Source organism: Chryseobacterium sp. X308, assembly GCF_020733145.1.
GTDB lineage: Bacteria > Bacteroidota > Bacteroidia > Flavobacteriales > Weeksellaceae > Chryseobacterium > Chryseobacterium cupriresistens.
The window spans coordinates 132,518-155,756 of sequence record NZ_JAJFZH010000006.1; the positions used below are offsets into that span (position 1 = coordinate 132,518).

At 34.4% G+C, this 23,239-nt stretch carries 20 protein-coding genes; 6 read left to right on the forward strand and 14 right to left on the reverse strand.

Translation table 11 applies throughout. The features are described 5' to 3' along the window. Nucleotides 1-43 precede the first annotated feature (43 nt). On the forward strand, nucleotides 44-754 hold the full coding sequence (gene deoD / locus LIV57_RS09060) for a purine-nucleoside phosphorylase (protein ID WP_227942348.1): 711 nt from the start codon (nucleotides 44-46) through the stop codon (nucleotides 752-754). Between the two features lie 51 nt (nucleotides 755-805). Here deoD and LIV57_RS09065 read toward each other — a convergent pair whose 3' ends face one another. The 3 genes from LIV57_RS09065 to LIV57_RS09075 form a co-directional block, all read right to left on the reverse strand. After that, on the reverse strand, nucleotides 806-1,591 hold the full coding sequence (locus tag LIV57_RS09065) for a TatD family hydrolase (protein ID WP_227942349.1): 786 nt from the start codon (nucleotides 1,589-1,591) through the stop codon (nucleotides 806-808). A 194-nt stretch (nucleotides 1,592-1,785) separates the two neighbouring features. Next, nucleotides 1,786-2,436: a hypothetical protein gene (locus LIV57_RS09070; RefSeq protein ID WP_227942350.1), complete on the reverse strand. Its 651-nt coding sequence runs from the start codon at nucleotides 2,434-2,436 to the stop codon at nucleotides 1,786-1,788. A gap of 2 nt (nucleotides 2,437-2,438) precedes the next feature. Further along, entirely contained in the window at nucleotides 2,439-3,152 is a 714-nt protein-coding gene (locus tag LIV57_RS09075) for a DUF434 domain-containing protein (RefSeq protein ID WP_227942351.1), read from the reverse strand. A 237-nt stretch (nucleotides 3,153-3,389) separates the two neighbouring features. On the opposite strand from LIV57_RS09075, the gene LIV57_RS09080 reads away from it, so the two are divergent. After that, entirely contained in the window at nucleotides 3,390-4,229 is an 840-nt protein-coding gene (locus LIV57_RS09080; RefSeq protein WP_227942352.1) for a DUF4822 domain-containing protein, read from the forward strand. A gap of 92 nt (nucleotides 4,230-4,321) precedes the next feature. Here LIV57_RS09080 and LIV57_RS09085 read toward each other — a convergent pair whose 3' ends face one another. From LIV57_RS09085 to LIV57_RS09135, 11 genes are all read right to left on the reverse strand, one after another. Beyond that, a complete protein-coding gene (locus LIV57_RS09085) occupies nucleotides 4,322-5,371 on the reverse strand; it encodes an MBL fold metallo-hydrolase (RefSeq protein ID WP_227942353.1) in 1,050 nt (349 codons plus the stop codon). A gap of 157 nt (nucleotides 5,372-5,528) precedes the next feature. Beyond that, nucleotides 5,529-6,167: a hypothetical protein gene (locus tag LIV57_RS09090; protein ID WP_227942354.1), complete on the reverse strand. Its 639-nt coding sequence runs from the start codon at nucleotides 6,165-6,167 to the stop codon at nucleotides 5,529-5,531. 340 nt (nucleotides 6,168-6,507) lie between these two features. Further along, the gene (locus tag LIV57_RS09095) at nucleotides 6,508-8,259 is read right to left on the reverse strand and encodes an alkaline phosphatase D family protein (protein WP_227942355.1); all 1,752 of its coding nucleotides are present in this window, start codon (nucleotides 8,257-8,259) and stop codon (nucleotides 6,508-6,510) included. Nucleotides 8,260-8,484: 225 nt separating this feature from the next. Then, nucleotides 8,485-10,671: a peptidase domain-containing ABC transporter gene (locus tag LIV57_RS22950; protein WP_227942356.1), complete on the reverse strand. Its 2,187-nt coding sequence runs from the start codon at nucleotides 10,669-10,671 to the stop codon at nucleotides 8,485-8,487. A gap of 9 nt (nucleotides 10,672-10,680) precedes the next feature. After that, nucleotides 10,681-11,598, reverse strand: coding sequence for a hypothetical protein (locus tag LIV57_RS09105; RefSeq protein WP_227942357.1), 918 nt, complete (start codon nucleotides 11,596-11,598; stop codon nucleotides 10,681-10,683). Nucleotides 11,599-11,608: 10 nt separating this feature from the next. Continuing rightward, complete coding sequence (locus LIV57_RS09110) at nucleotides 11,609-12,964, reverse strand: radical SAM/SPASM domain-containing protein (protein WP_002983497.1); 1,356 nt, start codon at nucleotides 12,962-12,964, stop codon at nucleotides 11,609-11,611. 56 nt (nucleotides 12,965-13,020) lie between these two features. After that, complete coding sequence (locus LIV57_RS09115; protein WP_227942358.1) at nucleotides 13,021-13,197, reverse strand: ecotin; 177 nt, start codon at nucleotides 13,195-13,197, stop codon at nucleotides 13,021-13,023. 115 nt (nucleotides 13,198-13,312) lie between these two features. Beyond that, nucleotides 13,313-13,513: a hypothetical protein gene (locus LIV57_RS09120; protein ID WP_002983500.1), complete on the reverse strand. Its 201-nt coding sequence runs from the start codon at nucleotides 13,511-13,513 to the stop codon at nucleotides 13,313-13,315. A gap of 329 nt (nucleotides 13,514-13,842) precedes the next feature. Next, entirely contained in the window at nucleotides 13,843-14,049 is a 207-nt protein-coding gene (locus tag LIV57_RS09125) for an ecotin (RefSeq protein ID WP_202843656.1), read from the reverse strand. 69 nt (nucleotides 14,050-14,118) lie between these two features. Further along, nucleotides 14,119-14,310: an ecotin gene (locus LIV57_RS09130; protein WP_202843658.1), complete on the reverse strand. Its 192-nt coding sequence runs from the start codon at nucleotides 14,308-14,310 to the stop codon at nucleotides 14,119-14,121. 30 nt (nucleotides 14,311-14,340) lie between these two features. Then, nucleotides 14,341-16,467 carry an outer membrane beta-barrel family protein gene (locus LIV57_RS09135; protein ID WP_227942359.1) on the reverse strand — a complete coding sequence of 709 codons (2,127 nt, stop codon included), beginning with the start codon at nucleotides 16,465-16,467 and terminating at the stop codon, nucleotides 14,341-14,343. A gap of 210 nt (nucleotides 16,468-16,677) precedes the next feature. On the opposite strand from LIV57_RS09135, the gene LIV57_RS09140 reads away from it, so the two are divergent. The 4 genes from LIV57_RS09140 (at nucleotide 16,678) to LIV57_RS09155 (ending at nucleotide 23,237) form a co-directional block, all read left to right on the forward strand. Next, nucleotides 16,678-18,408, forward strand: coding sequence for a helix-turn-helix domain-containing protein (locus tag LIV57_RS09140; protein ID WP_227942360.1), 1,731 nt, complete (start codon nucleotides 16,678-16,680; stop codon nucleotides 18,406-18,408). Between the two features lie 200 nt (nucleotides 18,409-18,608). After that, nucleotides 18,609-18,752 (forward strand): hypothetical protein, encoded by a 144-nt coding sequence (locus LIV57_RS09145; RefSeq protein ID WP_227942361.1) that lies wholly within the window; start codon nucleotides 18,609-18,611, stop codon nucleotides 18,750-18,752. Between the two features lie 64 nt (nucleotides 18,753-18,816). After that, entirely contained in the window at nucleotides 18,817-21,042 is a 2,226-nt protein-coding gene (locus LIV57_RS09150; RefSeq protein WP_227942362.1) for a CocE/NonD family hydrolase, read from the forward strand. After that, nucleotides 21,042-23,237, forward strand: coding sequence for a lantibiotic dehydratase family protein (locus tag LIV57_RS09155; RefSeq protein WP_227942363.1), 2,196 nt, complete (start codon nucleotides 21,042-21,044; stop codon nucleotides 23,235-23,237). The genes LIV57_RS09150 and LIV57_RS09155 overlap by 1 nt, the downstream gene beginning before the upstream one ends. The last annotated feature ends 2 nt before the right edge of the window (nucleotides 23,238-23,239 follow it).

Here is a 23,239-nt window from a genome sequence, read left to right on the forward strand (position 1 = left end):
CAAACTAAAAGTTATTATCTTTGTCGCATTCAAAAAAAGTATTATGAGTATTCACATCAGTGCAAAAAAAGGAGAAATTGCCAAAGTAGTATTGCAGCCGGGGGATCCGCTTCGTGCACAGTATATTGCTGAAAATTATTTAGAAAATGCTAAACTGGTAAGCAAAACCAGAGGAATTTTTTATTATACAGGTCTTTATAAAGGAAAGGAAATCACTGTAGGAGCAAGTGGAATGGGTTTTCCAAGTATCGGAATCTATTCTTTTGAACTGTTCACAGAGTATGAAGTAGACACGATCATCAGAATCGGGACTTGTGGTGCTTACAATACAGATCTTCAACTTTTTGATATTTTAAATATTGATAAAGCTGCCAGCGAAAGTACGTACGCCAAATATGCATGGGGAATTGAAGAAGAAATCCTTTCTCACCAGGGGAATATCTTTAATACCATCAACGAAACGGCTAAAGATTTATCATTAAATGCTAAAGCCATCAATATCCACAGTAGTGATATTTTCTACAGAAAAGATCCTGCTACTCCTGAAATTGCTACCAAATATAACTGCCCTGCAGTAGAAATGGAAGCTTTCGGTTTGTTTGCCAATGCTCAGTACTTAGGAAAAAATGCTGCGACTATTCTTACGGTAACGGATATTATTCCTACCCACGAAAAAATCTCTGCTGATGAAAGAGAAACAGCTTTGAATCCAATGATGGAGCTGGCTTTGGAATCGGCGATAAAGAGTTTATAAGAACCAATATACTATAAGAAAAGAGCTTTACCTGATCAGTAGAGCTCTTTTTTATAGTCTGAAAAAATTTCTGGCCGTTTCTGTAGTCTCATCTGCCACTTCGGAAATGCTGATCTTCTTCAAGTGGGCAATCGTTTGTGCTACATAAGGTAAAAACGAAGGTTCATTTCTTCTGTTCTGCATTCTGGGCATATTTTTCGGAAGCATAAAGGGAGCATCGGTTTCAATCATCATTCTATCAAGAGGTACATATTGTATGACGTCTTCCAGATGTTTAAATCTTTTGTCATCACTTATGGCTCCGGTAAATCCTAAATAAAATCCTTTATCCAGATATGTTTTTGCTTCCTCCAATGTTCCGGTAAAGCAATGTACAACGGCTTCGGGTAATCGGGTAAGGTATTCATCCGTGATGTCATTAAACTTTTTAAATGCAGCTCTTTCATGAAGGAAAAGCGGTTTATTGATTTCTATCGCAAGCTCCAGCTGTGCTTTATAACATTTTTCCTGGATCGTTCTCGGAGAGAAATCACGGTCAAAATCCAGCCCGCATTCGCCTACTGAAACCACATGATCCTGCTTTAATAGTTTTCTGAGCTCATCAATACTTTGTCCATTAAAAGATTTGGCATCATGGGGATGAATTCCGGCTGTTGAAAATAAAATTTCGGGATATTCTTCGGCAATTTCAGAAGATTCTTTACTTCCTCTTACGCTGGTTCCGGTGAGAATCATATGCTCAACTCCGTGATCCAAGGCACGGTTAATAATTTCTTCGTGTTCATTATAGAACTGTTTATTGGTCAGATTAATGCCAATATCAATGTAAGTATTCATTTGTTTTTACTTTTTTATACCCGGTTGATTTTTTTGATCCGAGTGATTTATTTTGCAAAAATAGAAATCTGCTGCGCAGTGTTTTTACGCAGTAAAAAGAATAGAAAAAGACAAAGGATAGATATATGCTTCTTAATCGTCTGAAAGACTTTATTTCCTACAGATTTTGCACATGACACAGATGCCTGTTGTATTTATTCGTTGATAAATTTTTCGAGAAATCCGATCAGTTTTGTTCCGCCGTGGCTCCAGCGGATTCCGTGACCTTCTTTTTCCCGGACTTCAAAGACCAGCTCATGTTTGTAATGAAAAAAAACATTCCACCAGGTTTTATTGTCAAGAATTTCACGGATTTTTGCCATGACCTTCTCCTGTTTCTGCTGATTGTTTCCTTTTATTTCGCCCCAGAAATCGTCATCCATTCTTCCAATGTGTTTTTCCCAGGCTCTTTGTGCAATGGTAATTTCGTTATTGAAAGGTTCCTGACAGGCATTAATCAGCATGTTTTTCAACGGTGGAATACCATTTTCATCGCGGATGCTTGCAGAGGTTAATCTTTGTCCTAAAATATTCAGCCAGTGTTCAAAAGGAATTGTTTCCAGCAATGCTGCTTTTACCTCATCAGAATCGTTACTTTCCAGAATGGGAATAAATTTTCCAAAGCTTTCCTGCCTGTCAATGATTATTTCTTCATTAAAATAAGGCATCTGCAATTCTAAAGTATTCTGCTTAAATCTATGAATATTTTCCTCCAGAGTTTCCAGGTGTTCTTCTGCTAAAAGAGCTTTGTATTTACTTTTCCATACTTCTGAAAACAGTGGAATATAAGGTTCAAATATAGTCATACTTACTTTGTTTTGATAAGATTAACAGAAAGATTTTCTTCACTGATCAAATAACCAATCAGATTGAACCATTCTTTGCAGTGATCGAGAATCCAGGCATCTGAGGAAATAACGATGGCTGAACTTTCCGCCAGAAATTTATCAGGATTAAACTGAAGATCAGCTTCCCAGTTGAGTTGATTCTGCCCGGCATATTCAAGAACAAGCTGTTTGATTCTTCCACTGTTGGAAACCGGTTGATCAAAAATCCATACAAGTTTCCGAATATGATTTTTCCGGTAAAAAGAAGCAATCAATTCAACTGCTCTTAAGGTTTGATTAACTCTTTTATAAGTTCCATGCACGCCTGAAAGGTCACGGATACAGCCATCCAATCCTTCAAAAACATAAGCTTCAGAAAGCAGACTTTCCAATAAAATAATAACATTGAAACCATCAAGATATATTGTTTTCTCTTGTAAATCTGAAATATCAACATGCTTCAACTGTCTGTTATGAAGCTGTGCATCAGATGCCGACATTCCTCTCAAAGCTTGTATCTGACGGGTTTTCAGACGGTACCTGTTACCGACGAGATCCGAAGCCGCTTTTTCCGGGTAATCTCTGCTCAACAGGTACTGCATGTCTTCAACGGCCAGTTTCAGCTTACTGATCTGTTTCTCTGAACCGAATAAAGTATCATCGCCAGTATTTTTTCCACGGTTTCTGTTATTCATGTTCAAAAATAAAGTTTTTGGTGGATGTTAGAAACCACCCCGTCAAAAATTCTTTGAATTTTTGACACCCCTCCAAAGGATGGGAATTTCACACCTTTGATTGTTAAATTTGTCAATGATATCATTTTTCTCATTCTGAATTGGGATCTGTTATATTTTCTACAACAAAAGAGATATTTTGTACAACGCCGTGATATTTATTAGAAATAAGTTTGCAAAGACTTAAAAAATACCTTTATGAATACACTGAAAAAATTATGTTATCTGTCTGCAGCGGTGCTGTTATCAGCATCTTTCGTTTCATGCTCAAGCGATGATAATGAAATCATTATTGAACAGCAGACTCCCTCACAAATACTGTCTTCTACGCCGTGGGAAACTACCGGAGCTAAAGATAAAAACGGAAATAATGTTGCTCTTACTGATGCCAGTGTAGCCGGATATGTAGGGTTTGCTTATTTCAAGACAGACGGAAAGTTTGCGATCTACAACCTTACAGATGTATTGAGATCTATGGGAACATGGTCTGTAGATGCTCAGGGTAAAACAAGAACTATTGCTGCATTAAACCCGGATGGAACCACTATTTTCACCCGTGATGTTGAAATTCTTGTGTTGAACAGAAATGAATTCACCTACAGAATCCGTCCTAATTCCAGTGATCCGTCTGTGTATTATGACATTATCCATACGAAAACTTCTCACGCTGAGCCAACGAACGGGCAGCTTACTTTGGCTTCTACTCCATGGGAAACAACAGGTGCCAGGGATAAAAGCGGAAATAATGTTGCTCTTACTGATGCCAGTGTAGCCGGATATGTAGGATATTCTTACTTCAAAGCTAACGGAACTTTTAAAATTTTCGGTTTAAATGATGTACTGCGATCTGAAGGAACATGGTCTATTTCTCCAGACGGAAAGAAGAGAACGCTTACGACTCCAACTTTTACGCGTGTTGTGGATATTCTGCTTCTGAACGAAACAACATTTACTTACAGAATTACCCCAGATGCGGCTAACCCAGCTGTATTTTACGATATTATCCATACAAAGGTCAACCATAAGGAGCCTTTGTAATGATTATTTTTTTTTATAATAAGGAAGAACCTGCTCAGTAACGGGCAGGTTTTTATATGTTTTAATTAAAGGAATGTTCCGTTAGGAACTTATCATTTGTATTCTTCCCACCATTTTTTCCAGTTTACTTTTCCCAGCTGATCCAGATCTACTTTTTCCCCGATCATCGGAAGGGTAACCTGGATATTGTTTTCTTCAGCATGTTTTGAAGCCAGCTCTAAAGGTTCGTACCAGGTATGCTGTGCAAGCTTGAATTTGGAATTGTGTACCGGGATAAAGTTTTGGGCTTTTAATTCTTTTATTTCTTTCATCAGCTGGTCCGGTAATGTATGGATATAAGGCCACTTTTCGTTATACTGCCCATTTTCCATTACTGCCAGGTCAAATGGCCCGAATTTCTCTCCGATTTCTGTAAAATGATTCCCATAACCGCTGTCTCCTCCTAAAAACAGATTTTTGGAAGGCGTTTTTAAAACGAAGGAGGTCCAGAGCGAGATATTACGGTTCAGTAATCTTCCTGAAAAGTGTCTTGCCGGAGTAAGCGTGAGTCTGAAGCCTTCTGCAATGTCTATACTTTCCCACCAGTTCTTTTCAATGATTGTATCAAATGTCCAGCCCCAATATTCAAAATGCTGTCCGGTTCCCAGCCCGCAAATGACTTTTCCTACTTTATCCTTTAATTGCTGAACGGTTTTATAATCCAGATGATCCCAATGATCATGCGAAATGAGAAGGAAGTCGATCTCCGGCATATGTTCCGGTTTGTAATAATCGGATCCCTGAAAAGCTTTTATTGAGCCCGGCATGGGAGAAGCATTTCCACTGAAAACAGGATCTATTAAGAATGTCTTTCCATCAACTTGTATGAAATAAGAACTATGCCCAAACCATATCAGCACATTTTCATCCGGTTGAAGATTTTTAAGATCAGTCACTACAAAAGGGAGCGCTGTTTTGGGTGATGTATTCTCTATTTTGCACAGGCTTTGAAAGAGCAATTTAGTCATACTCTCTCCTTCTAACAGTGCCGGCGTTGTTAATATATTCTGAAACCGGCCGTTAAGATAATTGGGCAGTGTACTGAAATATTCTTTTCTTTTTTCATCGGGAAACTGTCCCAGCTGCTTTTTTAAACTTTTCATGTATTTTATTTTAAATCCAGACCGGTTTCTAAAGAAATGCTCTTTATCTTATTGGGTGTGAAACTTTACTATAAAATAAATATAAGCATAAGATTCTGAGATGTGAAAATAAAGGATGTGGAAATTTTAATTCTTTATGATTTAATGAAAACTATTCTTAAAAAATCCATTTAACCAGTCCAAGCACAAAGATTCCTAACACTATGCAACCTATTATCATTACAGCAAAAGTCTGCGCAAATTCTGTCCAATACTTTTTTTTATCGAAAGTAAAATCACTGGGGTTGATATAATAGACATCATATACCAAAGGATCTATGCGCAAATCCGGCCGAAAATGTACAATTCCCTGGATATATCTTCTTCGTAGAGCTTTTAAATTTCCGATATAGGAGCTGTAACCGGCATCAGTTCCGTCAAAATCTACGTCTGCTGCCGAACCATTGTACTTTACATTTAATACATACATCTTGTTTCTTGGGCTGACGCTTACATCATATACATCGGGAAGGTTATATTTTTCCAGATCATGATAAAGAATTTGATCTACCGTTCCATCGGCTCTTTCGTAATGAATTCCCTGATCATCAACCTGTATCTTTCGGACTACTCTTTTTCTGATTCTCTTCTGATACCTGAAGAAACGGTATAAACCAAAAGCAATAGCCGGATAGTATAATATTGCTACAATAATAAATATGAACAGTTTATCACTTACCACAACGGGTAATCCCAATACCAGCAGAAATGCCAGCAACAATAAAAGCACTCCAAAAGTTCTGGTTATCCAGGTCATGAACCACCATGTTTCGGATGTTAATGGCAAAAAATCTTTTCTTGAATCCTCTTGCATCTGTTTAATATACGAAAAAAGTAAATAACCTCAAGTAAAGAGGGAAGCTGGAAGAGGGAGGCAGGAGGTTACTGTTAGTCTGATAATTTCTGGCAGTTATTGTTAAATCCATGAAATTCCTATTAAAAAATGATAAATTGAGAAGTTTTTTATGATCTCAATACCTTTCCTCCTACTGCTTCCGGTTTCCAAACTACTTAATCAGATTAAATAATACAAAAGAGCCACAGCAGCACCATGACTCTTTTTACCAAATTGAAAATAAGATATAATTAAATTGAAACTATGAAATCGTATAGGTCTTTTCTGTTGTGGTATTGTAGGTATCGGAAATCACATTATCTACAAACCTCCACTCTGCAGTAGAGTTTCCGGTGGTAAATTTCACATGCAGATATCCTCTTTTATAAAGATTGGCATATTCCAGGTCATCAATCAATAATGAAAATGCCTGAGCCAGTTCTATTGCTTTTGCAGGATCCGAAGTGATTCCCAGATATCCTTCAAGGCCAGGAGAAGAAACGGAACTGCAGGCAAGCTCTGTCCCGATAAATTTACCCTGTGCATCGGTAAGCTTTCCTAACCATGCATTATGGGTATCTCCTGCCAGTACCACTACATTTTTTCCTGCAAGAACAGAATAAAGCTGTTCTCTTTCCATGAAATATCCATCCCATGCATCCAGATTGTAGGGTAAAGTAGTTGTAATTCTTGCAATTTCCTGCGGTGTCAATGTAGGATCCTGTTGTTGATGTCTTGTTTTAAGAATAATCAACTGAGTGATGGTATTCTGAAATGCCTGCATGGTAGCCGGCTGTGCACTTCCATACTGTTTAATTTCCGCAAGAATCTGATTCAGCAGCATCAAAAGCTCTGCAGGAACCATCATTTTCGTCATTAAAATCTGTTGTCCAAGCACTTTCCATTTGGCTGTATCACCATTGATCTGAGCATTCAGCCATGACATCTGCTCGTTTCCGATCAGTTTTCTGCTGGTGCTTAAGAAATCTGTTTTAAACTGTGTCTGATTAAAACTTCCTGTATTATCAAGATAATCCGAATATTCCATTTGTTTATCCCTTGCAATCACCCTTGTATCCATCATGTAAAGGGAAACGATATTCCCGAAGCTGAAACTTCTGTAAATTCTCATATCTTTCCCTGTTTTAAGAGGAATGTATTCGCTGTATGCCTGGAACGCAGCCATTTTTCTTGCCTGAAAATCTCCTTCACTGGGTTGATGGTTTTCTGCTCCTGTTTTATAGGTATCATTGGCAAACTCATGATCGTCCCAGACGCAGATGAAAGGCTTTTTCTGGTGAAGAAGCTGAAGGTTTTTATCTCCTCTGTACTGCCTGTATCGTTCCCTGTAATCATTGAGGGTAAGAATTTCCTTTGCCGGCTGATGCGCTCTTCCCAACTGATTGGTGTAAGGGTTTGTTCCGTATTGTCCGGGAGCATATTCATAAATATAGTCTCCAAGGTGTACTACAACATCTGCTTCAGATTTTGCAATCGCACCATACACATTGAAAAGTCCAGCAGGAAAGTTGGAACATGATACGACCGCCATTTTTACTTCACTTACAGCATCTGATTTTGAAGGTAAAGTAAGGGTTTCTCCCGTTACACTGACTTCCTTAGTTGTACTGTTATAAAATCTGTAGTAATATTTTGTATTGGAAGAAATATTCTGTACATCTACCGCTATAGTAAAATCATTGACCAGTGCAGCATTTGCCTGACCTCTTCTTACTACTTCTGAAAAATTGCTGTTTTTACTGATTTCCCATGTAATCTCTGCATCTGTTCCTTTTGAATACCGGGTCCAGATAATAATTCCTGTTGCGCTGGGATCAAAACTTGCTACCCCGGATTCAAAACCTCCGTTTTTAAGATCATCGGGGGCATTTCCGTTTTCAGTAAAATCGTCGCTGCAGCTTTCAATTAAAGGAGCTAAGAAAATTCCTCCGGCAGCTAATAGTGAATTTTTAAGAAATCTTCTTCTGTTGAGTGGGTTGTTGTTTTCCATCATTACTTTTTTTGCAAAGCAACGGTATCCGGAGAAGACGGCTGTTAACTGTGTTTTAAATATATTTTATGATTTTTTAAACAAATGTTTAATGTTATGCATAGGAAATTATTATGATACGTCTTGCTGTAATGGGCAAACACAAAAGGAAACCTTTCCGGCTTCCTTTTCAACAAGCTCCATAGAAGAAACTTTGTTTTCATCAAATATATTATTTAAGGTCTTCTTTTATTCTCCTAATTCCAGCTGGTTTCTGACCAAATTAAAATATTCTCCTTTTTTGGATACTAATTCCTGGTGGTTACCCTGCTCTACAACTTCGCCCTTTTTCAAAACAATAATATTGTCTGCACTTTTTACTGTGGATAAACGGTGTGCAATGATAACAACGGTTCTTCCTTTAAAAAACTCCTGTAAATTATCATGTATAATTTTTTCATTTTCTGCATCCAGTGCAGAAGTAGCTTCATCAAAGAAAATAAAATCCGGATTTTTGTATACAGCCCTTGCAATAAGAATACGTTGTTTCTGTCCTCCGCTTAAATCATCTCCTGCGGCTCCTATTTTGGTATCAAATCCTAAAGGAAGACTTTGAATCATTTCGTATATATTGGCTAATTTACAGGCACTGATCAATAATTTTTCATCTGCGTCTTCCTGCATGGCAATATTCTCTCTTATGGTTCCGCTGAATATGTATGAGTCCTGAAGAACAACTCCACAATTGCTTCTCCACCAATCATGATTGATCTGAAACAGCTCTTCCTGCCCGATGTTCAGATCTCCTTCTGAAGAGGGATAAAATCCCAGAAGAAGTTTGGATAATGTGGTTTTCCCACTTCCGCTTTCTCCAACTATGGCAAGAACTTTCCCGTTAGGAATTTTAAAATTGATGTTTTTTAAAACATAGGGCTGATGTCCCCCCGGATATTTGAACCATACATTATTTAAACTAATATCCTTACTCAGCAGAGCCTGATCCCCGTCTTTTAAATTCAGGTTTTCATCGGTTTGCTGTAGAATTTCCTGAACTCTTTTATACACTAAACTTGAATCCTGAAATGAGCGGAAAAACGCGACCAGATTTTCTATTGGAGCGGAAGCAATACCTATAATATATCCTATACTCAGCATCTCACCAACCGTCATTTTCCCAAGTGATACCCAATACACGCAAAAAAAGGTAGTTGAAAATATAAATAACTGTTTAATAATGCTGGTAACATTGGTTTGATAAATATCCAGGATAAGACTTTTTACTTTGGTCTTATATATTTTTTTCTGCAGCTCTTCCCACTTTGATATCCTTGAAATATGAGCATTACTAATTTTAACGGAAACCATCCCGGTAATCATCTCAACAAGATGATTTTTGCTTTCTGAATTTAATTTAAAGGCATAATAATCTATAATCCTTCTTTTATTATGAAACAAGTAAATCCATATAGTGGAAAAAACGGCAATTCCCAGAAACCCCAATGCTATATACTGGTTATATATTAAAAGCCTTATTATAAGTACAATCAGTAAAAAAACTGATAAAATATTAGATAGCAATTGCCTGGTTAATAACTGTTCTATTTTTGACTGTTCTTCTATTTTCTGTAATAGGTCTGTATATAATCTGTTTTCAAAAAAAGAGACGGGAAGTCTGACTGTTTTCTGCAGCAAGTCATTCAGCATTTTAATGCTTACCTGTGAGCTAAAGTGTACTCCTACAAAATTCTGAAGGATATTGATGAGTATCTGCCCTCCATACAAAAGCATCTGAAATCCAAAAATTCCAATGATCACTTTTCCTTCTTTCGACTTCATTCCTTCGTCAAACATCTTCTGAATCAGCTGAGGAAAGATATAGGAAATAACAGAACTTATTGTAATTAAAAAAATCAGCAGTCCAATTTTGAAATTTTGTTTTTCTAAAACTGAAAGAATATAGTTTTTGAAAATTTTTAAATCCTGCCGTTCAAAAGGAGGTTTAAACTCAACAAACTCTTCTTTCGGGATTAATTGTAATCCAATCCCTTCGTTATCTGCGGACGAAATCCAAAGCTTTACAAACTGCTCTTTTTTAAGCTTTAGTCTGCCATATTTGGGGTCTGAGATATAATAAAAATTATTTTTGATTTTATAGAGTACAACAAAATGCTCCTGCTCCCAATGTAAAATGCAGGGTAAATGAACATCCTCGTTCAGTGTAGACAAAGGAACCTTAAAGGGAGTTGTATGAAAATACAGCTTTTTACCGGCATCATTAATATCTGCCAGAGTAACCCCGGAGCGGGTAACTTCAGTAAGGTTTCTCAGATATACCAGGTCACAATCTTTACCGTAATATTTTAGAATAATCTTAAGGCAAACCGGACCGCAATCCATCTGTTCTATTTGGGAATAAAAAGGAAATTTGTTGAACACAATAATAAGTTAAATTGTTATGCCTAGTGTTTTTAGCTTTTTAGTAAATTCTTCATCATTTACTAATTGCTGGTTATTGGATATTTTATCTAAATAATTTTCTATTATAATTTTCACTAATTTTTGCGGAGAACTTTTGATATGAGAAAAATTCTCGTTCAGATAATCTAAAAAATCTTCATCTTCAATTTTGTCTATACAGCGCATGGTTATCAGTAAATTTTCCTGATCGCCTGAAAATTCATTTTGCTTTAGCAGAGCATTAAAGATCTGCTGAAATATCAGTCTTGTTTTTTTCTCATCCTGCGAAGATTTAAGAATGGCGATATAAGAGTTGTTTATAATATGTTTTATCATCCCCTGCTTATCAATAAGGGGAAGATCTTCAGCCAGATTTTTGCAGCTCTCGTTTTCATGTTGGCTAAACATGAAAAAAGCCAATATCTTCATGACTTCTGTCTTGTACCGCTCTTCATTTTGAGTACGTGCAAAAATTCTGATTTTATTAAGTGATTGTTCTCCAATAATTATGGCAAAATAAGGAAACGTGTTACTCTGAACTAAGGCACTTTCAATAGCCCTGTCAATATTTTCCTCTGCCAGTACAAAATCATTTTCCACGTAATTTTTATACGCAAGCAAAGCATAGTCTAAGCTTATCATCCCCTGATGAATAGGCTCTATGAAATAGGTATTCATACTTTGCATTTTTGAATAAAGGTAATTTCCTAAGGTAGTATTCCCTGTACGAAAAGCAGAAAGTGATTTTTCAGACAGGTTCATATAGTAAAACAATCCTGCCTGGATATCTTCCGGAATATCTTTTCTAAATTCTTCAATCAGATTTTCGAAAATATGTCTTGGTTTTTTCACCTCATATTCCCGGAATTCTACTGTTTTTATTTTGTCTAAAATTATTGTTTCCATACATCATCTATTAAGAAAGCACAGCTTGTTCATTAATATATCTCTGAAGAAGAATTCTGTCGTCAATATTAAATTTGAAGGAAGGACACGCCGGGATATTATCATACCAGTTTTTCGGACATGCTCCGCCACACAGAGGAAGGAATTTACAGCTTTTGCACCATGAGTTATTGTCCGGTATTTCATTAAACCAGTTTCTCATGACAACATTTTTGCTGTCTACATCTTTATCTTTCACAATGTTTCCGGCATAAAACTCAGAGTTATCATATTTTGGAGTGTACGGGATTTCCCAACATGTAGAGACATTTCCAAAAGCGTCAAATACTTCTGAGGTCTGGCTTACTACCATACAAGGTTTAGTAACTCTTTCAGGAATAATCTGTGTTTTAAATTTTGCTTTTGATTGCAGAAGCTTCATATAAACTTCTATTTCAAGCTCAGCAAATTCTTCTTTTGACACGCCTTTAATAGTAGCTTTGTTATCACCCCAGTCGTGGATAGGAGCAAGATAGAAACTTACGTGCTGAAGGATTCCTTCTGCTTCCAGATAATCAATAAAATCTATCACATTGTAGCTGTTCTCTTTATCCACATTACATCTGATATTGAAACTTGCTTCTTTTTGATATAATTCGGAATTAACAATTTCTTTGATATTTTTAATGATAATATCAAAACTGTTAGAACCATTTTTCAGATATCTTCTCTTATCATGGAATTCCTGAGTTCCGTCAATTGTGATCTGATATTCTGTAACCCTGTAATTTTTTACAAGTTTTTCAAAAAGAGAATATTTAAGGCTTAAAGCATTTGTAATAATTCTTGAAGAATATTTTAAATTTTTCTCTTCACAAAGGCTGATTAAACGGGTGGATAAATTAGAGATAGCCGAAAGACCTGTTAACGGCTCTCCTCCATACCATGTAATACTCAAATGCTCCAGATCGTTTGACAGACTTTCCATTTTAGTAATGATTCTGTCATAGGTAAGATCTAAAACTTCTTTTGACATACTTTTGTTAGTATGCAACTGGCCGCAATAGTGACATCCCAGCTGGCAGTTTCCTGAAGGCTGAATCACATAAGAAAGTGTTTTCAGATCCTGATGATCTACAGACATGATGTTATCTGAAAGGATTTCTCTTAACTCATCTTCAAACTCAGGTACATAAAATTCATTTTTTATCAGGTTGATAAAAATTTCTTCGGGAATCTGAGTGGTTTCAAGATTACATATTTTTTCGTATAACCCTTTTTTCACTTCAATGGATGTTCCGGAACGGGTAGAAAAAAGAATGACATGATCATCTAAAATTTCCTCGTTTTCTATGGTATGGATATATCTTGATAATTTGTATTTCATAATTATTTTATTTTAATACTAAATAGAGTAGCACGAATGCTACTCTACTTTTTACTTTAGTTGTAACTCCAACATTCGTTACCACTGCAAGTTTGTGTACCTCCGAATCCCCAGCAGTCATTCTGACTTGTGCACGTTGCCGCTAGCTCTAAAGGTAACTTACCTCCTTTGATTGTCTTTACTGAACTTTCGCTCATTCCCTGTAGCTTGTTTTCAGTGATTTTTTTAGACAATTCAAACAATTTTTTGTTTTTCATCACAATAAATCTTAGGTTAATTTTTTCTCTTGTAAAGTTTTAATTCCACACAAGACCCTGCAGAACATAAATTTGTGGAATCAGAGTTCTATTAGTTATAACTCCAGCAGCTGTTACCACTGCAAGTAGCTGTACCTCCGAATCCCCAGCAGCTGTTCTGACTTGTACAGTCTGCGGCTAATTCCAAAGGAAGTCTACCTCCTTTGATTGTCTTTACTGAATTCTCGCTCATTCCCTGTAGCTTGTTTTCAGTAATTTTTTTAGACAATTCAAACAATTTTTTGTTTTTCATGACAATAAATTTTCATGGTTAATAATTCTCCTGAACAGTTTTAATTCCACACAGGACTATACAGAATACAAATTTCTTTATGAAAAGCTCCAGCAATTAGGATCTACGTGCAGATCCGGCCTGCACCAACTACAGGTACATTGGCTACAATGGTAAGCGAGTAAGCCACCGGTAATAAATACAAGGCCCTCTTTTTGCAGTTTTTTCATTTTGACATTTGTGATTTTCTGAGAAATCATCTTAAGCTTTTTGTTTTTCATAGAAGTAAGTTTTTTATGTTTATTACGAATCTTAACTCTATAAAAATTAATCAAGCCTATGTGGGCGAATTATTGGTCAAAATAAGCCCAACAACTGTTTGATGCACATGGGCTGGTTCCATAACCCCAACATGCATTTGCACCGAAACATGCACAGTCTGATATAATCTCTTTTTGTATTCCTCCCTTAATAACTTCAACTGATTCTCTTTTCATTCCTGGGATTTTGTTCTCAGTAATTTTTTTAGACAATTCAAACAGCTTTTTGTTTTTCATCACAATAAGTTTTCATGGTTAATAGTTTGCTGAAAAGTTCTGGCTTCAGAGAAGGTTCAGTAAAAATTTTTATGAAAAGCTCCAACAATCATTCGTCGAGCAGATAAACGGACCACAGTATGTATTACAATCAGGATGTCCATAGCAATCTCCAGTAATATTCTTTCCTGCGTAGATTGTTAAAACTTCTTGTTTTTCTAATTTTTTGATCTTACCGAGGGTTATCTTTTTGGATAACTCCACAAGTTTTTTGTTTTTCATGGTTATTAGTTTTTAGTAAAAGTTGAAGGATTATAGTCGGGGGTTTTCATTTTGAGTTCTCCCCTTGTCTATATCTCCGGTATTCACCTTTTTTACTTTGTTGTTTCCGAATGTTTTGGATATGCTGAGTGATATGGATCTTAAATTTGATTGCGAAAGAGTTTCAATATATCCGTCATTATTATATAGTGTATTACGGGAGTTTGAAAGATTCAACAGATCTTTTACAGAAAGCTTGAACTTAAAATCTTTATAACTCTTTGAAACCTCAAGCTGATTATTGATAAAATAACCGTTTTTCTTATTAACTAATGTATATGGAGAGGTGTAACCAAAGTTATAGCTTATGTTCCAGCCTTTATTCCAAAGATTATTTCCACTAATTGTAACGGAAGAATTATTATACCAAGAACTAGGATGAACATCATAGATATCTGCATTATTGATATAATACATTCCTGTAGACAGATTGAACATCCATTTGTTTTCAAACAATGGTTTGTTATAGTTCAATCCCACATAAAGACGCTTTACATTACCTTCAAAGTTTTTGGGTCTTGTAATGGAAACATTATCTACAACCTCTGTATAAGGAAGAATAGGATTTTTTACAATTCCGAAATTACTTACAAACACCCAGGTTCTTTTTATACTGTAGCTCGCATTGAATAAATACATCTTTGCCACATTAAGGTCAGGATTTCCTGTTTCCCACCAGGTTTCATTATTTTTATAAATAAATGGGTTTAAATCATCTACATAAGGTCTCCATAATGCAGTTCTGTATCCCAGAGAAACTCTGTTGTTCTTATTGATCATATAAGAAAGGTTGATGCTGGGTACAATATTGTTGTAACTTCTGGAAAAGTTCTCGCTAACTGTGTTTTGTTTTGCGTTGATATTTGTGTTTTCATAACGCACCCCTAAGTTGACGTCCAGCACAGAAAAGATTTTTTTCTTAATATTAGTATATAACGCGTTTATATTTTCATGATAAGTAAAATTATTAGAAAACAGGGTATTCAATGTACCGTCTGCATTATAATAGGTATAAGGATTATCTGTAGAAAGCCAATTAAGCTTTCCTCCTGCTTCAAGACTTATTTTCAGTTTCTCGAAAGTTTTAGAATAATCTACCCTTACGGTGTAATTGTCTTTCTGATAATCATTATATATTAAGTTTGAATACGGGTTCGTCAAATTGAAAAACTCCGTCGTATTATCTCTGTGATGGGTGTAATAATCAAAGTTGATATCCAATCGCTTGGATTTTTTATCATCATTAAAGCTGTAATAAACATTTCCTCCGAAAAGGTTCAGCTTATCATTTTGTGTATTTACCGTTCTGTTTTCAAAAATTCCTCCTGTAGTATCATAGTATATATTCCTGTTTTCAAGTGAAGATTCAGGTGTTTTGTGGTAATATTCCAGAATACCTCCTATGCTGCTTCTTTCATTAAGCTCGTAATCAAAACCTGTATTTCCTCCAAAGTTGGTTTCTTTAATCAGCGTACTTCCTATAATCTGATTTCTGCTGAATTTTGAGCTATAATTATCAATACTGTTTCTTTGCAGGTCATTATTATTTTCAAAAAACAACATGGTATTATTTGAAAATCTGTTTTTATGATAATTTAAAGCAATATTCGCCTGCTGGCTGTTTTTTCTGTTTTGTTTATCTGTAATGGTAAAACTTCCTTTCAGTCCATCTGTTTCCAGTTTCTTCAGCTTCAGATTAATAATCATTGCATCCTCCAGATCATATTTTGAGGAAGGATTGGTAACCAGCTCTATCTTTACCAGATTAGAAGCCGGCATAGCATTAAGATATTGTATTAAATCTTTGCCTTTAAGAACTGATTTTCTGTCATTGATGTAAACAGAGGCGTTCGTTCCCAGAAGAGTTATTTTATTATCATCTAATTTTAATAATGGTGTTTGAGAGAGAACTTCGGATATGTGATTTCCTACAACCAAATCGCTATTTTCAACATTAAAAACAAAACGGTCATCCTTTTGTTCAAAAAAAGGTTTTTTACCATTCACTTTTATTTCTGCAATTTGTTTTTCTATAACTGTTTTAATGGAATCTTTCTTCTCTTGAGAGAAACCCAACAACGGAAGCAAAACACTTACACATATTACTATTTTCCTCATTTACTTTCAATATTTCTGATGCAAACATCATGATTATACCTAAGGTTTACAAGATTAGTAATCCGAGATTGATCAATATCGGTATATCTTTTTCCAAAAATTTACAAATTCACGATTCAAAGAGATCAATACACAACTGATAAACAACCTCTTATACTTCCATGATAAAAATCCGATGATAATTCATAAATTTGCAGTGTATTTAGAAATATGAAGAAGTTTCATTTAATTATTTTAACTGTTTTCCCTGTTTTTTTCTTTTCTCAAAGCATAAAGGGACTAAACATTCCAGACTCGTTAAAGAATAAAAGTTATAAGTATATTAATGATGCTTACAATAAAGTATTCCAGGTTGACAACGATAAAGCTGAGCTTCTAGCCAATTACATTCTATTAAAAGGAAAGAAAGAAAATAATAGGGACATCCTGTTTGATGGATATTATAATATAGCACGGGTAAAAAATCTGAAGAATGAAAACGGGCATCCCTTTGCAGATTCACTCATCTCTGCCTCAAAAAACGTTAATAACTACGATTACCCGGCAAAATCTTATATATTAAAGGGTATTTTATTCAACAATGAAGGGAAATACAAAGAAGCTTTAGATGAATATACTGTTGCTATCAATTTGAATAAGGCTGAAAACAAGGAACAATTTTATTATGTAAGCAAGCTTATTGCTATATTAAAAACTGCGACAGAGGAGTACGAGGAGGCTTTGCCACTTTTTATAAAATATTACAATTATGAAAAGGATAAAGTTAAAAATACAAACCTCGATGCTAAAAACTATATTTCGTCCATTTTTTCCTTAGCTAACATCTATACAAAATGCAAGGATTATAAAAAAAGTATCCGGTTTGCAGATCTCGGATTGGCAGAATGTAAAAAGTATAATGATTACTCCAATTACAATTATCTGCTTATGATAAAAGGAATCAGCCTTTTTTATTTAAAGGATTTTTCGTCATCTTATGTCATTTTATCCAACATTGAAAAAGGATTAATTAATAGTAAAGACTATATTAATTTAGGTATTTTATACTATTATCTTGGAAAAATAAAATATGAAAATCACAAAGAAGAAGAGGCTGTAGAGTATTTTAAAAAAGCAGATTCTATTTCCTTCAATTTTAACGGCTTCGAGGCCATAAAAAGAGATGGATATGAAATTCTAATTGATTTTTATAAAAAGAAAGGAGACCTCAAAAATCAGCTAAAGTACATTGACAACCTGATGTATAGTGATAGTATAATAGCTGTGAACCGAAAAAATCTTTCAAAAGAAATTCTGAAAAAGTATGATACCCCTTTACTTATGAAAGAAAAATTAAATATAATTGATAAACTGAACCATCAGAATATATGGTTAATAGTTTCTCTGTTATTTATTACTTTACTTTTCATATTTATTATCCGAAAAAACAGGAAAAAGATAAAAGAATATGAAAAACAGGCTAAAATACTGTTAGAAAAACCTGTAATAGTTCCTGCTCATGTATTTATAGAGGAAATTAAACCAGAAAGTAACACAGCTCCCTCTGCTTCTATTGAAAGAAAAGAAAAGACGACCAAGAATGATCTCTCTACCAACTCAAAATTTAAAATATTAATTGACAAAATTGAGGAATTTGAGAAGACAAATAGCTTCCTTGCGAAGAATATTACATTAGACTCTCTTTCAAAAGAGTTTGACACCAACAGAGACTATCTTTCTAAGCTCGTGAATGAATTAAAGGGTAAAAACTTTTCACAATATCTGAACGAACTTAGAATTAATTATATCGTCGAAGAATTAAAATCTAACGAGAAAATAAGAAAACATACCATTGCTGCAATTGCAAATGATATAGGCTACAACAACGCTGAATCTTTTACGAATGCTTTCAAAAAAATAACGGGGACTCTTCCTTCTTACTACATAAAAGCACTCAACTAAACCAAAACAACAACACATTAATTAACAATACGTTACCACCTGATCTTATCGAAATTTATCAATTTCGGCATGTATATTTTCGTTCTTAGCAAGATTAGAACTTTATTTGCACATCAATTTATTAAATCAATTTTAAATCATTTTTACTAGTGAAAAAGCTTAAGAAAACAGAAAAAAAATTATCTTTAAACAAACTTCAAATGTCTAAAATAACACGTGGACTGAATTCCATAAGGGGAGGTTTAGGTATAGACAACCCAGGTTTTGCAGGAGACAATGGAGCGAACGACACAGTTGTAAATAAAACACTTGATACGATCGATATCCAAACAGGAACAAACTAAAAATTTAATAACTACTTCAACATTTTATCAGTAATTTTGGAAAAAATTACTGATTTTTCATTCTATGAAATACATACTAATTGTACCTTTCTTTTTATCATGTACTATTATTTTTTCTCAGAAAATAAGTATTAAACATTTTAATGACTACAATATTGAAAAACTGCAGCCTTTGATTTTTTATTTGAATTCTGAAATACAAAAGAATTATAAAGAAAAAGACAAGGCGGTAAAGTATGATAATCTTTTTAGAGTAAGTATGGCAGCACAAAACTATGATATTGCTTTAAGTCAGCTTGATTCAGTACGCAGTGTTTACAGAAAAAGTAATCCCATTATTTCATATGCTATGGGAACACAGTATGAAATTTACATAAATGCTCAAAAAAATAAAGATTCGCACAAAAATTTTCAGGAAAAATATAAAGAAGAATTTCTCAAAAAATATGAAAGTCTGCCTATAAAAACACAGATCATACTTCCCCGCTATTTCAATGGTGATACCGAGAAAACAAAAAAAGAAATTCTGGCTACTCTTAAAAATGATTTTGAGAAAAAAGACAGCGTAGATCTGAAAAAAGCTTTACAACTATGCAGAAGTTATAACTCATATATAACAGGACCTACATTTGATATTGCTAAAAATTATTTAAAAGAACTCGACTCCAGGAACTTTGAGGTAAAAGACAGTTTATTAATCAATAATGAAATTAGTATAAGGGTTGTTTTAAATAAAAAAATAGCTAGTCCGGAATCTACCATCCTGGTCAATTCCATCTATCCTGATGCAGAAGATGCGAATGATCAAAAAGTACAGGCAAGCTATGGTTATCATTCTGTTTACATATATCCCAGAGGAAAATATACGAGTAACGCTGCCATAGAACCTTTTGAGCATGAGCAGGAAGATATAAATAAGGTTATAGACTGGGTGATAAAACAGCCATGGAGCAATGGCAAAGTAGGAATGATCGGAGGCAGTTATCTGGGATTCAGCCAATGGGCAGCCGCTAAAAATATTCATCCGGCTCTAAAAACTATTATTCCACAGGCATCTGTAGGAATTGGCGTAGTAGATTTCCCCATGAATAATAACATCTTTGCTTCCTATTCTCTTCGTTGGATTAACTATGTTACCAACAATAAAATGCTTGATGCAGGTTTTAAAGATGAAGATCAATGGAATTCTGTTTTTAAAAAATGGTATGAAGGTGGTGAGGCATTTAACAAGTTGGATTCTATTGCCGGTAAAAAAAATATCATATTTCAGCGCTGGTTAAAGCATCCGGCATTTGACAGCTATTGGCAGAAAATGATTCCCTACAAAAAGGAATATTCTAATATCAACATCCCGGTTTTAACCATTACGGGATATTATGATTCTGATCAGCTGGGAGCGTTATACTATTTCAGAAATCACTATAAATACAACAAAAACGCTAATCATTATTTGATTATCGGGCCCTATGATCATTCGGGAGCTCAGGGGTATATCAAAAACAATCTAAAAGGATATACTATTGATTCTGAAGCCAATATGGATATCGCAAATATAACAATGGAATGGTTTGATTATATTCTGAAGGGTAAATTAAAACCAGCTTTCTTAAAAGATAAAATTAATTATCAGGTAATGGGAACCAATGAATGGAAAAGTACCTCAAGCATTGATAATTTTGATAAAAATAAATTAAAATTCTATATCACAAACCAACATCAGCTTTCTCCAGCAAAAGATAGAGATAAAGACTTCACACCGCTTACGGTAGATTTAAAAGACCGTACCAATGCAGATGAGCTTTTTAAGCAAAAAGATAACGTGCTGGATAGTAAAATTTACAGTCCGGACGCCGTTGTATTTTCATCAGAGCCATTTGAAAAACCGGTGGAATTTACAGGAAACTTTGTGGGTAATCTGAAATTATCTGTCAATAAAAAGGATGTTGATGTATATATGAAACTTTATGAAAAGACCAAAGAAGGTAAATATTTTCTGTTATCCACCTATTATGGAAGAGCAAGCTATGCTAAAAGCTCAGAGAAAAGAAAATTGCTGCGTGAGAACAAAGAAACAAGTATAACTGTTACCAACAATGAATTTGTAAGTAAAAAAATGGAAAAAGGAAGTAAACTGGTTTTAGTATTAGGAGCTATAAAAAATCCGCTTATGCAGATCAACTATGGAACAGGAAAAGATGTAAGTGAAGAAACCATCAAGGATGCTGCAGTTCCTATGGAAATAAAATTTTACAATAACAGCTTTATAGAAATCCCTATTTCATTTAATTAATGCCACGTTTTCCATTTCAGTTTTTTGATACATTTGTTGTCAGATCACCTCTTTTTTCATACAAAGAATTTCAGGATAATTTCTCTGGTGAAAACATCGCCAAGGGATCTTTAGAAAAATATTGCAACCATACAATTTTTAGAGAAGCTATTTATTTAGCTTCTCTTTCCTTATATGATGAGATAGAGAAATTGACGGATCGTGAACATACAACATCTAATTTGCCAAATGAAAAAACAAAGATTTCATTATTAAAATATTATAACCGCTCAAGTACCCGCTGTACCCCATTTGGTTTATTTTCAGGAGTTAGTATAGGAAAATTTGAAAAAGAGACTCTATTTCCGATATTCTCAGAGCCTACAAAAGTAAGAGATACAAAGCTGGATATGCATTTTTTAGTAGCGCTATCAGAGCAACTTCTTTTAATTCCGTCCATTAAAAACAGTATCTCTTTTTTTCCTAACAACAGTATTCATAAGGTTGGAAATAAAATTCGCTTTGTAGAATATGAAAATACAGGAGGAAAAAGAGATTACATCATTTCTTCCGCTCCCATTTCCAAAGAGTTAGAACTTATACTACAGTTTTCAGAAACGGGTAAAACAATTGACCAGCTTGCCAGCTCTCTTGTTCATGAAGATATATCTTTTGAAGAAGCCCGGGAATTTATTGATGAGCTTATCGGAAATCAGGTTTTGATAAGTGAAATTAATCCAACAGTTTCGGGAGGAGATTTTCTGGAACGATTAATTTACATGCTAAACAACATTGGCAGACATCAGGAAAAAGATATTTTGGTGGCTATTAAAAACAAGATCAGTGAACTTGATTTACATTTTGGAAATACGGCAGAAGCATATTCTGAAATTGAAGAACTCATCAAAAAGCTGAATGTACAATATGAAAAGAAATATCTTTTTCAGACAGATCTTTATTTTGAAGATGAAACAAATTTATCCTATCAATGGAAAAAAGAACTGAAGAAAGGAATCTCTTTTCTGAATAAAATTGCTGTTCCTTACAAAGAATCTGCTTTAGAAAAATTCAAAAAAGCCTTTTATGAAAGATTTGACAATGAAGAAGTTCCATTATCTTATGCTTTAGATCCGGAAATAGGAATTGGCTATTTACAAGATATTCCGGCCAAAGGCGTTCATCCTTATATTGAAGATTTAATCCTGCCCTATTCTAATCAGAAAAAAGAAATTCAGGTAAATCTTAATCCGGTACAAATTATTCTCAATCGGAAATTACAAAAAGCTTATTGGAATAAAGATCATGTAATACATTTAACTGATGATGATTTTAATGGTTTTGAGGAACAGTGGAATCAACTGCCAGATACATTGTCCGTTATGACCGAAATCATTTCAGAAAATCAGCAGGAAAAATTATTTTTAAAATCTGCCGGTGGAAATGCCGGAAAATTATTGGGCAGATTCTGTTCAGAAAAATCATCTATAAAAGATTTGGTGAAAGCCATTGCTGAAAAAGAACAGGAACTTAATCCAGACAAAATTTTAGCAGAAATTGTACACTTACCCGAATCCAGAATTGGAAATGTGATCAGAAGACCTTCTATAAGAGAATATGAAATTCCTTATCTGGCGAGCTCTGCATTAGAAAAAGACAATCAAATTTTTGTGGAAGACTTGTACCTGTCCATAAAGAATAACCAGTTATTCCTAAGGTCAAAGAAGCACAATAAAGAAATTATTCCTCATCTTACGAATGCCCATAATTATTTAAACAACTCTTTACCTGTCTACCATTTTTTATGCGATTATAATAATCAGAATGTAAAACCTTATTTATCATTTAGCTGGGGTGGTTTATCCCAAATCTATGACTTCCTGCCAAGAGTTGAATATCAAAATATCATTTTGTCTAAAGCACAGTGGAAAATTGATCCTGAACAAATTCATTATTTTGATTCCATTCTTCAATCTGGTAAAAGAGATCTTCTGTTTCAAAATATTGAAGAGTGGAGAAAATTAAAACAAATTCCACAATGGATACAGTGGGTAAAAGGAGATAATACACTGGCGGTCAATCTGAAAAATTACGATTTAATTCAAATGTTTTTATCATCCGTAAAAACTGAGAAACTAATTTTTATTGAGGAGTTCCTGTATAATGATCAGTCAGATTATGTTCATCAATTCGTTTTTTCTCTTTATAAAGATCTATAAAT

What these genes read in the sequence shown, in the direction of transcription:
- LIV57_RS09125 (WP_202843656.1), bottom strand. Translation starts at nt 14,049, where the DNA reads ATGAAAAACAAAAAGCTGTTTGAATTGTCTAAAAAAATTACTGAGAAC.
- LIV57_RS09145 (WP_227942361.1), top strand. Translation starts at nt 18,609, where the DNA reads ATGTCTAAAATAACACGTGGACTGAATTCCATAAGGGGAGGTTTAGGT.
- LIV57_RS09155 (WP_227942363.1), top strand. Translation starts at nt 21,042, where the DNA reads ATGCCACGTTTTCCATTTCAGTTTTTTGATACATTTGTTGTCAGATCA.
- LIV57_RS09120 (WP_002983500.1), bottom strand. Translation starts at nt 13,513, where the DNA reads ATGAAAAACAAAAAATTGTTTGAATTGTCTAAAAAAATTACTGAAAAC.
- LIV57_RS09135 (WP_227942359.1), bottom strand. Translation starts at nt 16,467, where the DNA reads ATGAGGAAAATAGTAATATGTGTAAGTGTTTTGCTTCCGTTGTTGGGT.
- LIV57_RS09105 (WP_227942357.1), bottom strand. Translation starts at nt 11,598, where the DNA reads ATGGAAACAATAATTTTAGACAAAATAAAAACAGTAGAATTCCGGGAA.
- LIV57_RS09075 (WP_227942351.1), bottom strand. Translation starts at nt 3,152, where the DNA reads ATGAATAACAGAAACCGTGGAAAAAATACTGGCGATGATACTTTATTC.
- LIV57_RS09095 (WP_227942355.1), bottom strand. Translation starts at nt 8,259, where the DNA reads ATGATGGAAAACAACAACCCACTCAACAGAAGAAGATTTCTTAAAAAT.
- LIV57_RS09130 (WP_202843658.1), bottom strand. Translation starts at nt 14,310, where the DNA reads ATGAAAAACAAAAAACTTGTGGAGTTATCCAAAAAGATAACCCTCGGT.
- deoD (WP_227942348.1), top strand. Translation starts at nt 44, where the DNA reads ATGAGTATTCACATCAGTGCAAAAAAAGGAGAAATTGCCAAAGTAGTA.
- LIV57_RS09140 (WP_227942360.1), top strand. Translation starts at nt 16,678, where the DNA reads ATGAAGAAGTTTCATTTAATTATTTTAACTGTTTTCCCTGTTTTTTTC.
- LIV57_RS09090 (WP_227942354.1), bottom strand. Translation starts at nt 6,167, where the DNA reads ATGACCTGGATAACCAGAACTTTTGGAGTGCTTTTATTGTTGCTGGCA.
- LIV57_RS09085 (WP_227942353.1), bottom strand. Translation starts at nt 5,371, where the DNA reads ATGAAAAGTTTAAAAAAGCAGCTGGGACAGTTTCCCGATGAAAAAAGA.
- LIV57_RS09080 (WP_227942352.1), top strand. Translation starts at nt 3,390, where the DNA reads ATGAATACACTGAAAAAATTATGTTATCTGTCTGCAGCGGTGCTGTTA.
- LIV57_RS09110 (WP_002983497.1), bottom strand. Translation starts at nt 12,964, where the DNA reads ATGAAATACAAATTATCAAGATATATCCATACCATAGAAAACGAGGAA.
- LIV57_RS09070 (WP_227942350.1), bottom strand. Translation starts at nt 2,436, where the DNA reads ATGACTATATTTGAACCTTATATTCCACTGTTTTCAGAAGTATGGAAA.
- LIV57_RS09065 (WP_227942349.1), bottom strand. Translation starts at nt 1,591, where the DNA reads ATGAATACTTACATTGATATTGGCATTAATCTGACCAATAAACAGTTC.
- LIV57_RS09150 (WP_227942362.1), top strand. Translation starts at nt 18,817, where the DNA reads ATGAAATACATACTAATTGTACCTTTCTTTTTATCATGTACTATTATT.